The 13,906-nt window shown below is 55.8% G+C and carries 12 protein-coding genes and 1 other RNA gene; 11 read left to right on the plus strand and 2 right to left on the minus strand.

The window, feature by feature from the left end; all coding sequences use genetic code 11:
- Positions 1-11: 11 nt before the first annotated feature.
- Together rsmI and WFM46_RS06825 are read left to right on the plus strand one after the other, a co-directional pair.
- Positions 12-875, plus strand: a complete 864-nt coding sequence (gene rsmI / locus WFM46_RS06820) for a 16S rRNA (cytidine(1402)-2'-O)-methyltransferase (RefSeq protein ID WP_336997298.1) — start codon at positions 12-14, stop codon at positions 873-875.
- Between the two features lie 4 nt (positions 876-879).
- Positions 880-1,860, plus strand: coding sequence for a Fic family protein (locus WFM46_RS06825; RefSeq protein ID WP_159339895.1), 981 nt, complete (start codon positions 880-882; stop codon positions 1,858-1,860).
- A gap of 128 nt (positions 1,861-1,988) precedes the next feature.
- On the opposite strand, the gene garD is transcribed toward WFM46_RS06825, so the two are convergent.
- Positions 1,989-3,560, minus strand: coding sequence for a galactarate dehydratase (gene garD / locus WFM46_RS06830; protein ID WP_103824902.1), 1,572 nt, complete (start codon positions 3,558-3,560; stop codon positions 1,989-1,991).
- Positions 3,561-3,973: 413 nt separating this feature from the next.
- Between garD and WFM46_RS06835 the strand changes: the two genes are divergently transcribed.
- From WFM46_RS06835 to WFM46_RS06870, 8 genes are all read left to right on the plus strand, one after another.
- Positions 3,974-5,308 carry an MFS transporter gene (locus tag WFM46_RS06835; RefSeq protein WP_103177143.1) on the plus strand — a complete coding sequence of 445 codons (1,335 nt, stop codon included), beginning with the start codon at positions 3,974-3,976 and terminating at the stop codon, positions 5,306-5,308.
- A 15-nt stretch (positions 5,309-5,323) separates the two neighbouring features.
- Complete coding sequence (gene garL, locus WFM46_RS06840; RefSeq protein WP_039031683.1) at positions 5,324-6,094, plus strand: 2-dehydro-3-deoxyglucarate aldolase; 771 nt, start codon at positions 5,324-5,326, stop codon at positions 6,092-6,094.
- Between the two features lie 31 nt (positions 6,095-6,125).
- Entirely contained in the window at positions 6,126-7,016 is an 891-nt protein-coding gene (gene garR, locus WFM46_RS06845; RefSeq protein WP_103177141.1) for a 2-hydroxy-3-oxopropionate reductase, read from the plus strand.
- Positions 7,017-7,076: 60 nt separating this feature from the next.
- Entirely contained in the window at positions 7,077-8,222 is a 1,146-nt protein-coding gene (gene garK / locus WFM46_RS06850) for a glycerate 2-kinase (protein ID WP_325941777.1), read from the plus strand.
- Between the two features lie 32 nt (positions 8,223-8,254).
- An RNA gene (rnpB, locus tag WFM46_RS06855) (RNase P RNA component class A) lies at positions 8,255-8,632 on the plus strand.
- Positions 8,633-8,782: 150 nt separating this feature from the next.
- Complete coding sequence (locus WFM46_RS06860) at positions 8,783-9,193, plus strand: Spy/CpxP family protein refolding chaperone (protein WP_103177139.1); 411 nt, start codon at positions 8,783-8,785, stop codon at positions 9,191-9,193.
- A 283-nt stretch (positions 9,194-9,476) separates the two neighbouring features.
- A complete protein-coding gene (locus tag WFM46_RS06865; RefSeq protein ID WP_156655264.1) occupies positions 9,477-10,808 on the plus strand; it encodes an amino acid permease in 1,332 nt (443 codons plus the stop codon).
- A gap of 21 nt (positions 10,809-10,829) precedes the next feature.
- On the plus strand, positions 10,830-12,134 hold the full coding sequence (locus WFM46_RS06870; RefSeq protein ID WP_336997299.1) for an L-cysteine desulfidase family protein: 1,305 nt from the start codon (positions 10,830-10,832) through the stop codon (positions 12,132-12,134).
- A gap of 38 nt (positions 12,135-12,172) precedes the next feature.
- On the opposite strand, the gene WFM46_RS06875 is transcribed toward WFM46_RS06870, so the two are convergent.
- Complete coding sequence (locus WFM46_RS06875; RefSeq protein WP_103177136.1) at positions 12,173-12,874, minus strand: pirin family protein; 702 nt, start codon at positions 12,872-12,874, stop codon at positions 12,173-12,175.
- 105 nt (positions 12,875-12,979) lie between these two features.
- Between WFM46_RS06875 and WFM46_RS06880 the strand changes: the two genes are divergently transcribed.
- On the plus strand, positions 12,980-13,876 hold the full coding sequence (locus WFM46_RS06880; protein ID WP_336997300.1) for a LysR family transcriptional regulator: 897 nt from the start codon (positions 12,980-12,982) through the stop codon (positions 13,874-13,876).
- Positions 13,877-13,906 lie beyond the last annotated feature (30 nt).

Consider the following 13,906-nt stretch of genomic DNA (forward strand, 5'->3'; position numbering starts at 1 on the left):
CGGATGAAACAATGAAACAACACGAAACGGCAGATAATTCTCAGGGTCAGCTATATATTGTACCTACTCCTATCGGGAATTTATCTGATATTACCCAACGTGCGCTCACCGTATTGCAAAGCGTTGATCTTATTGCGGCTGAAGATACCCGCCACACTGGCCTGCTGCTGCAACACTTCGCCATTAACGCCCGCCTGTTTGCCCTGCACGATCATAACGAGCAGCAAAAGGCCGAGACGCTGGTGGCAAAGCTGAAAGAGGGGCAGAACATCGCCCTGGTCTCCGATGCCGGCACGCCGCTGATTAACGATCCGGGCTACCATCTGGTCCGCACCTGCCGCGAGGCGGGCATTCGGGTTGTCCCGTTACCGGGGCCGTGTGCCGCCATTGCCGCCCTGAGCGCGGCGGGCCTGCCGTCTGACCGCTTCTGCTACGAAGGCTTCCTGCCCGCTAAATCCAAAGGTCGTCGCGACGTGCTGAAGGCGCTGGAGGCCGAACCGCGCACGCTGATCTTCTACGAATCGACCCACCGTCTGCTGGAGAGCCTGGAAGACATGGTCGCCGTCTGGGGAGAGGCGCGTTACGTGGTGCTGGCCCGTGAGCTGACCAAAACCTGGGAGACCATCTACGGCCTGCCGGTTGGCGAGCTGCTGGCATGGGTGAAAGAGGATGAAAACCGCCGCAAGGGCGAGATGGTGCTGATTGTCGAAGGGCACAAGGCCGAAGAGGACGCCCTGCCTGCGGATGCCCTGCGCACCCTCGCGCTGCTGCAGGCTGAACTGCCGCTGAAGAAAGCGGCCGCGCTGGCGGCGGAGATCCACGGCGTGAAAAAGAATGCGCTGTATAAATATGCGCTGGAGCAGCAGGGGGAGTAAGCTCGTGAGCCGTTATCAACCGCCTTTTACGATTACGTCTGCAATCCTTAATCTGGTGGTTGAAACGGGAGAACTGCTGGGACACTGGGCTGCTTATACGGGGCGAGCTTCACCTCTGCTGCGTAAAGAGAATCGTATTCGTACTATCCAGGCGTCGTTAGCCATTGAACATAATTCGCTGACCACCGGGCAGGTGACCGCAATTATGGATGGAAAGCGGGTGCTGGCCCCGGCAAAAGATATTCAGGAAGTCAGAAACGCCATCCAGGCCTATGAGCACCTGAATATCTGGCAAGCCAGTCGTCTGAAAGATTTGCTGAGTGCCCATCGGCTCCTGATGAAGGGGCTCGTAGATAATCCCGGGCAACTGCGCCAGGGGGATGTCGGGATCTATCGTGGTAACCAACTGGTGCATATGGCACCTCCTGCATCTCAGGTACCTCGTCTGGTGGATGAGCTGCTTGGCTGGCTTAATGCCACAGACTTGCACCCGCTAATTGCCAGCTCTGTATTCCACTATGAATTTGAATTTATCCATCCCTTTGCCGACGGTAATGGCCGTATGGGGCGTCTCTGGCAGACTCTTATCCTCAGCCACTGGCGTGCCGAGCTGGCCTGGTTGCCGGTGGAAACGCTGATCCACTTTCAGCAAGAGCGGTACTACGCCATCCTTGGGCAGTGTGATAAAGCCAGCGATTGCACGGCTTTTGTAGAATTTATGCTACACAATCTTGCCGATGCGCTGCGTGAAAGTATCGCAACCCCGCATGCATTGTCGGAACAAATGTCGGAACAAATGTCGGAAAAAGAGGATGCCATCCTGCAACTTCTGATTGCCCAGCCAAAAATGACAGCTTCTACCCTGGCCTCAATGCTCGGTGTAACCTCCCGTACGGTAGAACGCTACCTTAGCGCATTACAAAGCAAGGGTAAGGTACAACGGGTCGGTGCCAGAAAAGGTGGGTACTGGCAGGTCTTAAGATAGGCAGCGCTTGTCCCGTCAGACGATAATTACTTCAGATCGGCAAAAATTCGGAATGGCGCGCATCAGCCAGAACGAAAGGCAAAAAAAAAGCATGGCCGAAGCCATGCTAAAGGAGGTTTACTGCAAACTCAGGTCACCGGAGCCGGGTTAAATACCGCCAGCTGGTTATGTAATCCCCATTGATCGGAGAAAGTCTTCTTACGTCCACTCGCCACGTCGAGGATGAAGTGGAACAGCTTCCAGCCCACATCCTCAATGCTCTCTTCGCCGGTAGCGATAGTGCCCGCGTTGATATCCATCAGGTCAAACCAGCGGTTCGCCAGCTCGGTACGGGTCGCCATTTTAATGACCGGCACCGCCATCAGGCCGTACGGGGTGCCGCGACCGGTGGTGAAGACCTGAACGGTGATCCCGGAGGCCACCTGCTGGGTACCGCAGACGAAATCACTGGCTGGCGTGGCGGCGTAGATCAGGCCACGTTTAGTCGGGCGCTGACCCGGGGAAAGCACTTCAACGATGGCGCTCTTGCCCGATTTGGCGATGGAGCCCAGCGCTTTTTCTACCACGTTCGCCAGGCCGCCTTTCTTGTTGCCCGGTGACGGGTTGGCGCTGCGGTCGGTCTTGCCCATGTCGAGATAGTTATCGTACCAGGCCATCTCCTCCAGCAGGCGTTTGCCCACCTCTTCGTTGATGGCGCGCGGCGTCAGGAGATGGATCGCGTCGCGCACTTCGGTCACTTCGGAGAACATTACCGTGGCGCCACAGCGCACCAGCAGATCCGAGGCATAGCCCACTGCCGGGTTGGCGGTCACGCCCGAGAAGGCATCGCTGCCGCCGCACTGCATTCCCACCACCAGCTCAGAGGCCGGGCAGGTTTCACGCTGGCGCTGATTCAGTTTTGCCAGATGGCGCTCAGCGACCTGCAGAATGTCATCCACCATCGACCGGAAGCCGACATGCTGCTCATCCTGCAGACGCACGATGCTGGCGTCATCCACCGGGATCGCCTGCACGTCTTCGGTGCCCTGGAGCAGCTTTTCGGGTTGCAGCTTCTCGCAGCCGAGGCCGATAACCATCACTTCGCCGCCGAAGTTCGGGTTCAGGGCGATATTGTGGATGGTGCGGATAGGGACAATTGCCGCCGGAGCGTTGATCGCCACGCCGCAGCCGTAAAGGTGGTTCAGACCCACCACGCCGTCGACGTTGGGGTATTTTGGCAGCAGATCGCGTTCGATGATCTTCACTACATAATCGACCACGCCCGCCACGCAGTGCACGCTGGTGCTGATGCCGAGCAGGTTTTTGGTGCCTACGCTGCCGTCCGCATTGCGATAACCTTCAAAGGTGTAGCCTTCAAGCGCAGGTAGCGGCTCCGGTACGCGGGTTGCCAGTGGCAGGGTGTGCAGCGGCGGGGCTTCCGGCAGGGCAACCAGCGACTCATCAATCCAACTGCCCTGGGGGATGGCGCGCACGGCGTAGCCGATGACTTCGCCATAACGCACGATTTCGCCCTGCGCCGGGATATCCACCAGCGCCACTTTATGGCCCTGTGGAATATGCTCGATGAGTTCAAGTCCGTCCGGGAAACGCGTTCCGGCTTTTAACCCCTGATCGTTAACAATAATCGCCACGTTATCGGTCTCATGTACCTTAATATAAAACGCGGTCGGCGACGTTTGACGAATTTCGATGTCGGCCATTGTCCAGTATTCTCCAGCGCGTGGGGGATAATTAATTGATCAAAGAGTAACTATATTTTCTCGTTATAAAAAATAAAGACTCTGCTCAGTGGAATAAAGAATGTCAGGCATGGGGAATTAATAATGTGATCGCGATCACTCATTTATGACGGTGGCCTGCCCATAAGGGGAGCAATGGCGAAATCTGTGCATCAGCGCCCAGGGGTTTGTGCATATGCTCAAAATAATATTCACAATAAAGTTGATAATTGAGCAATGCGACAATGCGTGGTGGTGGACGCTTGATTATACTCATTAACGCTTTCATGGATTTGGTTAATTAACCGTAATTACCTCTAATGAGCAAATAATCAGGACTGCCTCTTTCTTAAAACAATAAAAATAATTTCATTGATGTACCAGAGGAAATAAACATGTTGCTGGATACTACCGTTGAAACTAAAAAGGGTTTCCCCACCCGTTATTTAATATTACTCATCATTTTTATTGTTACCGCTGTCAATTACGCTGACCGCGCCACGCTCTCTATTGCCGGAACGGAAGTCGCCAAAGAGCTGCAATTAAGTGCCGTGTCGATGGGCTACATCTTCTCCGCCTTCGGCTGGGCCTATCTGCTGATGCAGATCCCCGGCGGCTGGCTGCTGGACAAATTCGGCTCGAAAAAGGTCTATACCTACAGCCTCTTCTTCTGGTCGCTGTTCACCTTCCTGCAGGGGTTTGTCGATCTCTTCCCGCTGGCGTGGGCGGGCATTTCAATGTTCTTTATGCGCTTTATGCTCGGCTTCTCCGAGGCGCCATCCTTCCCGGCTAACGCCCGTATCGTGGCGGCCTGGTTCCCGACCAAAGAGCGCGGTACGGCATCAGCTATTTTTAACGCCGCGCAATATTTCTCGCTGGCGCTCTTCTCCCCGCTGCTCGGCTGGCTGACCTTCGCCTGGGGCTGGGAACATGTCTTTACCGTAATGGGGGTGATTGGCTTTGTGCTGACCGGCATGTGGGCGAAGTTTATTCATAACCCGACCGACCATCCAGGCATAAGCGCCGATGAACTGAAGTTCATTAAGGAGGGCGGCGCGGTGGTCGATATGGATCACAAAAAGCCAGGCGACAAAGCGGCCAGCGGTCCGAAGCTGCATTACATCAAACAGTTATTGTCTAACCGCATGATGCTGGGCGTCTTTTTCGGGCAATACTTTATCAACACCATCACCTGGTTTTTCCTCACCTGGTTCCCGATTTATCTGGTGCAGGAGAAGGGGATGTCGATTCTGAAAGTGGGCCTGGTGGCATCCATTCCGGCGCTGTGCGGCTTTGCCGGCGGCGTACTGGGCGGCGTATTCTCGGATCACCTGATTAAGCAAGGCAAGTCGATTACCCTGGCGCGTAAGCTGCCGATCGTGCTGGGTATGCTGCTGGCCTCCTCAATCATTCTGTGCAACTACACCAACAACACCACGCTGGTGGTCGCGCTGATGGCGCTGGCCTTCTTCGGTAAAGGGTTTGGTGCCCTGGGCTGGCCGGTCATATCCGATACCGCACCGAAAGAGATTGTTGGCCTGTGCGGGGGTGTGTTTAACGTCTTTGGCAACGTAGCGTCAATCGTCACTCCGCTGGTGATTGGCTATCTGGTCAGTGAACTGCATTCGTTCAACGCGGCACTGCTGTTCGTAGGGTGTTCGGCGCTGATGGCGATGTTCTGCTACCTGTTCGTAGTGGGCGACATCAAACGTATGGAATTGCAGAAATAAGCAAAGGTATAAGCGATGAGTAACGATATTTTCCCAAACAAATTTAAAGCGGCCCTCGCGGCACATCAGATTCAGATTGGCTGCTGGTCCGCGCTGGCAAGCCCAATCAGCACCGAAGTGCTGGGGCTGGCAGGTTTTGACTGGCTGGTGCTGGACGGTGAACATGCGCCGAACGACGTCACCACCTTTATCCCGCAGCTGATGGCGCTGAAAGGCAGCCACAGCGCGCCGGTGGTTCGTGTGCCGACCAATGAGCCGGTGATCATCAAGCGTCTGCTGGATATTGGTTTCTATAACTTCCTGATCCCGTTTGTGGAAAACGTCGAAGAGGCGGTGCAGGCGGTGGCCTCCACCCGTTATCCGCCAGAAGGCATTCGCGGCGTGTCGGTCTCCCATCGCGCCAATATGTTTGGCACCGTGCCGGACTACCTCGCCCAGTCGAACAAAAACATCACCATCCTGGTGCAGATTGAGAGCCAGCAGGGCGTGGACAACGTCGATGCCATCGCCGCCACTGACGGCGTAGACGGCATCTTTGTCGGCCCAAGCGATCTGGCGGCCGCCTTTGGCCACCTGGGGAACGCAAATCACCCGGAAGTGCAGCGCGCCATCCAGCATATCTTTGCCCGCGCCAAAGCGCACGGTAAGCCGTCCGGCATTCTGGCACCGGTCGAGGCTGATGCCCGCCGCTATCTGGAGTGGGGCGCAACCTTTGTCGCCGTCGGCAGCGATCTCGGCGTGTTCCGCTCCGCCACCCAGAAGTTAGCGGATTCCTTCAAGAAATAACCACCACCACTGAATAAAGAGAGACGCAATTATGACACTGAAAGTTGGTTTTATTGGCCTGGGTATCATGGGTAAACCAATGAGTAAAAACCTCATCAAAGCAGGTTACTCACTGGTGGTTGCAGACCGTAACCCGGAAGCCATTGCCGAAGTGATCGCCGCAGGCGCAGAAACGGCCACCACGGCAAAAGCCATTGCTGAGCAGTGCGATGTGATCATCACCATGCTGCCAAACTCCCCGCACGTTAAAGAGGTGGCGCTGGGCGAAGGCGGCATCATCGAAGGGGCAAAACCTGGCACCGTGCTGATCGACATGAGCTCCATCGCACCGCTGGCCAGCCGTGAAATCAGCGAGGCGTTAAAAGCAAAAGGCATCGACATGCTGGATGCGCCGGTGAGCGGCGGCGAGCCGAAAGCTATCGACGGCACCCTCTCTGTGATGGTGGGCGGCGACAAAGCCATCTTCGACAAATACTACGACCTGCTGAAAGCGATGGCCGGCTCCGTGGTGCATACCGGTGAGATTGGTGCCGGTAACGTCACCAAGCTGGCAAACCAGGTCATCGTGGCCCTGAACATCGCCGCGATGTCTGAAGCCCTGACCCTGGCGACCAAAGCGGGCGTTAACCCGGATCTGGTGTATCAGGCCATCCGTGGCGGCCTGGCGGGCAGCACCGTACTGGATGCCAAAGCGCCAATGGTCATGGATCGTAACTTCAAGCCGGGTTTCCGTATCGATCTGCACATCAAGGATCTGGCGAACGCGCTGGATACCTCTCACGGCGTGGGGGCACAGCTACCCCTGACCGCGGCGGTAATGGAGATGATGCAGGCCCTGCGCGCAGATGGGCTGGGAACGGCAGACCACAGCGCCCTCGCGTGCTATTACGAAAAACTGGCGAAAGTGGAAGTTTCTCGCTAACAAAGACGGGCGCGGGAACGCGCCCGCTATTTTTGCCTTAAGCGGTAACAGGCTATAACTATGAAAATCGTAATCGCCCCTGACTCTTACAAAGAAAGCCTGTCTGCCACCGAGGTAGCGCAGGCGATAGAAAAAGGCTTTCGGGAGATCTTTCCCGATGCAGAGTATGTTTCGGTTCCCGTTGCGGATGGCGGGGAAGGCACGGTTGAAGCGATGGTTGCCGCCACCAATGGCACGATGCAGCATGCAGTAGTGACGGGGCCATTGGGCGAAAGTGTCAATGCCTGCTGGGGGATCTCCGGCGATGGCGTGACGGCGTTTATTGAGATGGCGGCGGCGAGCGGACTGGCACTGGTTCCTCCGGCACAGCGCAACCCGCTGATTACCACCTCCCGCGGGACGGGCGAGCTGATCCTTGCCGCACTCGATAAAGGTGCGCGCAATATCATTATCGGGATTGGCGGCAGCGCCACCAACGACGGCGGCGCAGGGATGGTTCAGGCGCTGGGGGCAAAACTGACCGATGCCAACGGCACCGAGATTGGCCACGGCGGTGGCAGCCTGATGGCGTTAAACAATATTGATATTTCGTTGCTCGATCCGCGTCTCAAAACCTGCGCGATCCGGGTGGCCTGCGACGTGAGCAATCCGCTGATCGGCGAGCAGGGTGCCTCCCGCATCTTCGGCCCGCAGAAAGGGGCGACAGAAGCCAACATCACCGAGCTCGACAACAATCTTTCTCACTACGCTGATGTGATTAATACCGCGCTGCGTATTGAGGTTAAAAATGTCCCCGGTGCGGGTGCGGCAGGCGGCATGGGTGCCGCGCTGATGGCGTTCCTCGGCGCGGAGCTGAAGAGCGGCATTGAAATCGTCACCCAGGCGCTGAATCTCGAAGAGCATATTCACGACTGCACCTGGGTGGTGACCGGCGAAGGGCGCCTGGACAGTCAAAGTATTCACGGCAAAGTGCCGGTGGGCGTGGCGCGCGTCGCCAGTAAATATCGCAAGCCGGTCATCGGCATCGCCGGCAGCCTGACCAGCGATGTCGCGGTGGTTCATCAATATGGCATCGACGCGGTGTTCAGCGTCCTGACCAGTATCAGCACCCTGGAAGAGGCGTTCCGCGGCGCGTTTGACAATATTTATCGCGCTTCGCGCAATATTGCCGCCACCCTGCGGGTAGGGATGCTCACCGAAGGGTGACAGCGGGGCGCAAACCCTCTATACTGCGCGCCGAAGCTGACCAGACAGTCGCCGCTTCGTCGTCGTCCCTTTCGGGGGAGACGGGCGGAGGGGAGGAAAGTCCGGGCTCCATAGGGCAGGGTGCCAGGTAACGCCTGGGGGGGAAACCCACGACCAGTGCAACAGAGAGCAAACCGCCGATGGCCCACGCAAGTGGGATCAGGTAAGGGTGAAAGGGTGCGGTAAGAGCGCACCGCGCGGCTGGTAACAGTCCGTGGCACGGTAAACTCCACCCGGAGCAAGGCCAAATAGGGGTTCACATGGTACGGCCCGTACTGAACCCGGGTAGGCTGCTTGAGCCAGTGAGCGATTGCTGGCCTAGATGAATGACTGTCCAACGACAGAACCCGGCTTATCGGTCAGCTTCAACTCTTCAGAAAACCCCGCTTCGGCGGGGTTTTTGCTTTCTGCCCTCATCCCGGCATTTACATTTAAAATTGTTTATATACTTCCTCACAGATCAACATCCGTAATTGAAAAATACTCCGGTTCTTCCCTGACAGATAATTGAGGATTGTGAGATGAAAAAGATTTTCCGGATCGCGCTGCTGACGGCAACGATGACAGGCTTTGCGGGTGTGGCGCAGGCGGCAGAAGTGACAACCGCACCGCAGCCTGCCCAGGATCCTATCGTTCAGCAATTAAAACTCAGCAGCGAACAGACCGCGAAAATTAAGGCTCTGCACCAGCAGCTGGAAGAGAACGTGCAGAAAATCCCGACCAGCGATGTGAAAAATGGCACGTTGATTGACGTGATCCAGTCCGGCAAATGGGATGAGAAGGCAGTGAAAGATCAGCTGGCTGCGTTCAGCCGCATTGAGGAACAGGCGCGTTACTATCGCGTGAAATATTACTTCGATGTGAGCCAAGTCCTGACGGCAGAGCAGCGGGCAGAAGTCAGATCGCAAATCGCCCAGACTCTGAGCGAATAAGTTGTCATTAACGTACCAGTGCTCAACAACCCGCGCGTGTCGCGGGTTTTTTATTCCTTGAAGTGCGTCACAATGAGAAAAGTAGCCCCACTTCTTTTTTAAAAAGAGTAACTTTTTCTTTTTTTAGCCAAAAACCCCACTAACGTTGTTATTTTTTTCTCTTCCTCTCCGGATATGATATTTCCACACGAATAACAAACGCCTGCACCTCTCTGGTCATTATCGCTGATGAGCAGATATCCATAAAAATAACTGTTTACCCTACAAAATAAGCGAGAGCCTAATGGATACGGCGACAAATAATAGCGTAATTGTGAGCGACTCACCGGCAGCAAGACGGGCTGGAATGAGTGAGAGTGAATGGCAAGAAGCGATTAAATTCGACAGTAATGATACCGGTTGGATAATTATGAGTATCGGCATGGCAATCGGTGCCGGTATTGTTTTTCTCCCGGTTCAGGTGGGATTAATGGGCCTGTGGGTTTTTCTGCTCTCTTCCATCATTGGTTATCCGGCGATGTATCTCTTTCAGCGCCTGTTTATTAATACGCTGGCGGAATCGCCGGAGTGTAAAGATTATCCGAGCGTGATCAGCGGTTATCTGGGTAAAAACTGGGGCATTCTGTTAGGGGCGCTCTATTTTGTCATGCTGGTTATCTGGATGTTTGTATATTCCACGGCGATTACCAATGACAGCGCCTCTTATCTGCATACCTTCGGCGTGACGGACGGTTTGCTGTCAGAAAACCCTTTCTATGGCTTATTACTGATCTGTATCCTGGTGGCGATCTCTTCCCGGGGTGAAAAACTGCTGTTTAAAGTCTCCAGCCTGATGGTGCTCACCAAACTGCTGGTGGTGGCGGCTCTGGGGATCTCAATGATTGGTATGTGGCACCTCTATAACGTTGGCGCGCTGCCGCCGATGGGGCTGCTGATCAAGAATGCCATCATTACGCTGCCGTTTACCCTCACCTCCATTCTGTTTATCCAGACGCTCAGCCCAATGGTGATCTCCTACCGCTCCCGCGCAAAATCGATCGAAGTGGCACGGTACAAAGCCCTGCGGGCAATGAATATCGCGTTTGGCATTCTGTTTGTGACGGTCTTTTTCTACGCGGTCTCTTTTACCCTCGCGATGGGGCATGAGGAAGCGGTCAAAGCCTATGAACAGAATATTTCCGCCCTGGCAATTGCCGCGCAGTTTATTAGTGGTGATGGTGCGGGTTGGGTAAAAATCGTCAGCGTTATTCTGAATATCTTCGCTGTGATGACCGCTTTCTTTGGCGTCTATCTCGGCTTTCGTGAAGCGACGCAAGGCATTGTGATGAATATCCTGCGCCGCAAATTGCCGGCGGATAAAATCAATGAATCCACCGTACAGCGCGGCATTATGGTGTTTGCCATACTGCTTGCCTGGAGCGCCATTGTATTAAATGCTCCTGTGCTGAGTTTCACCTCTATCTGCAGCCCTATTTTTGGCATGGTGGGCTGTTTAATTCCGGCGTGGCTGGTCTACAAGGTCCCTGCGCTGCATAAATACAAAGGCGTGTCGCTGGTGATTATTATTATCACCGGGCTACTGCTTTGTGTTTCTCCTTTCCTCGCTTTTTCCTGATGTGCAATAAAGGTCGTAACGATGTCTGAACAAATAAACCCTTTATGGAACCTGTTTATTCACGCGGTGCAGGAAGAGGTTAAACCTGCCCTGGGATGTACAGAACCTGTCTCGCTGTCGCTGGCTTGTGCCATCGCGGCTGAACAGCTAAGCGGAGAAATCACGCAAATTGAGGCGTGGGTTTCACCGAATTTAATGAAGAATGGACTGGGTGTAACAGTACCAGGTACTGGCATGGTTGGCCTGCCTGTTGCGGCTGCGCTGGGGGCGATTGGTGGCAATCCCCGGGGCGGGCTGGAGGTTTTAAAAGATGCTTCGCCCGAGGCGATTGCCCGCGCTAAAGCGTTGCTGGCGGCAGGAAAAGTGCAGGTAAAACTGCAGCAACCCTGCGACGAAATCCTCTATTCCCGCGCCATTGTCTATGCCGGGGCGGAGTCGGCAAGCGTCACCATCGCGGGAGGACACACGCGGGTCGTGCAGATCAGCTATCAGGGCGAAACACGCTTTATGCTGGATGAGCAGCCGCAGATCTCTGGCGGCGATCCCCTGAGGGTGCTGTCGAGCACGTCGCTGTCGCAGATCCTGGAGTTTATCGAGCATGTTCCGTTTTCCGCCATTCGTTTTATCCTGGAAGCCGGGCATCTAAACGACGCCCTCTCCAGGGAGGGATTAACCGGCAAATGGGGACTCCATATTGGCGCGACGTTGCATAGACAGCAGGCGCGCGGCTTTATCGACAAGGGGTTAGGATCGGAGATAATCATCCGCACCAGCGCCGCGTCAGATGCCCGAATGGGCGGAGCGACACTGCCTGCGATGAGCAATTCCGGTTCGGGTAATCAGGGGATTACGGCAACGATGCCGGTTCTGGTCGTGGCGGAATATCTCCAGGCTGATGAGGAAAAACTGGCGCGGGCCCTGATGCTTTCGCACCTGTCGGCCATTTATATCCATTATCAGCTTCCTCGCCTGTCGGCATTGTGCGCGGCGACGACCGCGGCCATGGGCGCGGCAGCAGGTATGGCATGGCTGCTGGACGGGGGCTATAAGGCGATTGAGATGGCGATCAGCAGTATGATTGGCGACGTCAGCGGAATGATCTGCGATGGAGCATCGAACAGCTGCGCGATGAAAGTCTCAACCAGCGTCAGCAGTGCCTGGAAATCGGTAATGATGGCGCTTGATGATTGCGCCGTGACCGGCAACGAAGGGATTGTGGCGCACGATGTGGAACAGTCCATCGCCAATCTGTGCTCACTTGCATGCCGTTCAATGCAGGCAACGGATAAACAGATCATTGAGATCATGGCGAAGAAAGTCGCCTGAAATAACGGCCTCTCCTTGTACGGGGAGAGGCCGGCGGTTCAGACCGGCAAATCAATCAACAGCGCACGCAGCGGCGTATCGGCCACCAGGGTGATATTCGCCTCGTCGCGAATAAACGCACCATCTCCGCAGGTTAACGCTTCACGCTCCTCAGCGGGCGTCTGCGCATGTACCGTGCCGTGGATAGATTGCAGGTAGGCGCGCGGGCCGTGCAGCTGAAAACTCAGACGCTCCCCTTTATCCAGCTCGATATGATGCAGCCATACCTGCTGGCGGAGCTGCAGGCTGCCTGCGCTGCCATCTGGCGAGGCCAGCAGCTGCTGTTTGGCATCCAGCAGATCGATCTTCTGGAGCAGCGGATTTTCCCGCTCCGGGCAGGCATCTAACCACAGCTGCAGGCGCGTCAGCGTCTTATCTTTGCTGAGGTTATGCTCGCTGTAGCTGATACCGGGCTGAGTGGCTATCAGCAATGCTTCACCGGCTTTCGCCTGGACATGGTTGCCCTCGCTGTCACGATACTCTGCTTCGCCTTCAAGAATCAGATTCAGGATATCCACTTTTGGATAAGTACGCGGCTGGAATGAGGCTCCGGGTGCGAGCACCTCCTGGTTCAGCACGCGCAAAGAGGCATAGCCCAGCAGTTTCGGGTCAAAGTAGTGTCCAAAGGAAAAGGTGTAGCGGGCCTGCAGCCAACCGAAATCGGCTTGTCCGCACTGTTTAGCTGTTCTTGTCGTAATCATAAAACTTGACCTCTCTTTACACTAAAACAATGGTAAAGGTATGGACGCTGCATTGTTAGCCAGATATTCTGCCCGGTATGTTCAAATTTCCTGAATGAGAACGCCATGGCTAAAGAGAGAGCATTGACCCTTGAAGCGCTGCGCGTGATGGACGCCATCGATCGTCGCGGCAGCTTTGCGGCGGCAGCGGATGAACTGGGGCGCGTACCCTCTGTCCTGAGTTACACCATGCAGAAACTGGAAGAAGAGCTGGATGTGGTGCTGTTTGACCGCTCTGGTCACCGAACAAAATTCACCAATGTTGGCCGCATGCTGCTGGAGCGCGGGCGCGTGTTGCTGGAGGCGGCGGATAAACTGACCACCGACGCCGAAGCGCTGGCCCGCGGCTGGGAAACGCATCTGACGCTGGTCACCGAAGCGTTGGTACCCACCACTGCGCTCTACCCGCTGGTGGATCGCCTGGCGGAAAAAGCCAATACCCAGCTTTCAATTATTACCGAAGTGCTCGCCGGGGCGTGGGAGCGCCTGGAGCAGGGCCGGGCGGATATTGTGATCGCGCCGGATATGCACTTCCGCTCCTCGTCCGAAATCAACTCCCGCAAGCTCTATACCGTGATGAATGTCTATGTCGCCGCACCGGATCATCCGATTCATCAGGAACCCGAGCCGCTGTCGGAAGTGACCCGCGTAAAATACCGCGGCGTGGCGGTGGCCGATACCGCCCGCGAGCGCCCGGTACTAACCGTTCAGCTGCTTGATAAACAGCCGCGCCTCACCGTCAGCACCCTGGAAGATAAGCGTCAGGCGCTGCTGGCCGGGCTGGGCGTGGCGACCATGCCGTATCCGTTCGTTGAGAAAGATATTGCCGAAGGGCGGCTGCGGGTGGTGAGCCCGGAATATACCAGTGAAGTGGATATTATTATGGCGTGGCGTCGTGACAGCATGGGCGAGGCCAAATCCTGGTGTCTGCGTGAGATCCAGAAGTTGTTCACCCAGAAGTAAATTGCAGGCCCGGCAGGCGCAGCGCCGCCG

The sequence above is a fragment of the Leclercia sp. M50 genome, from assembly GCF_037150775.1.
Lineage (GTDB): Bacteria > Pseudomonadota > Gammaproteobacteria > Enterobacterales > Enterobacteriaceae > Enterobacter.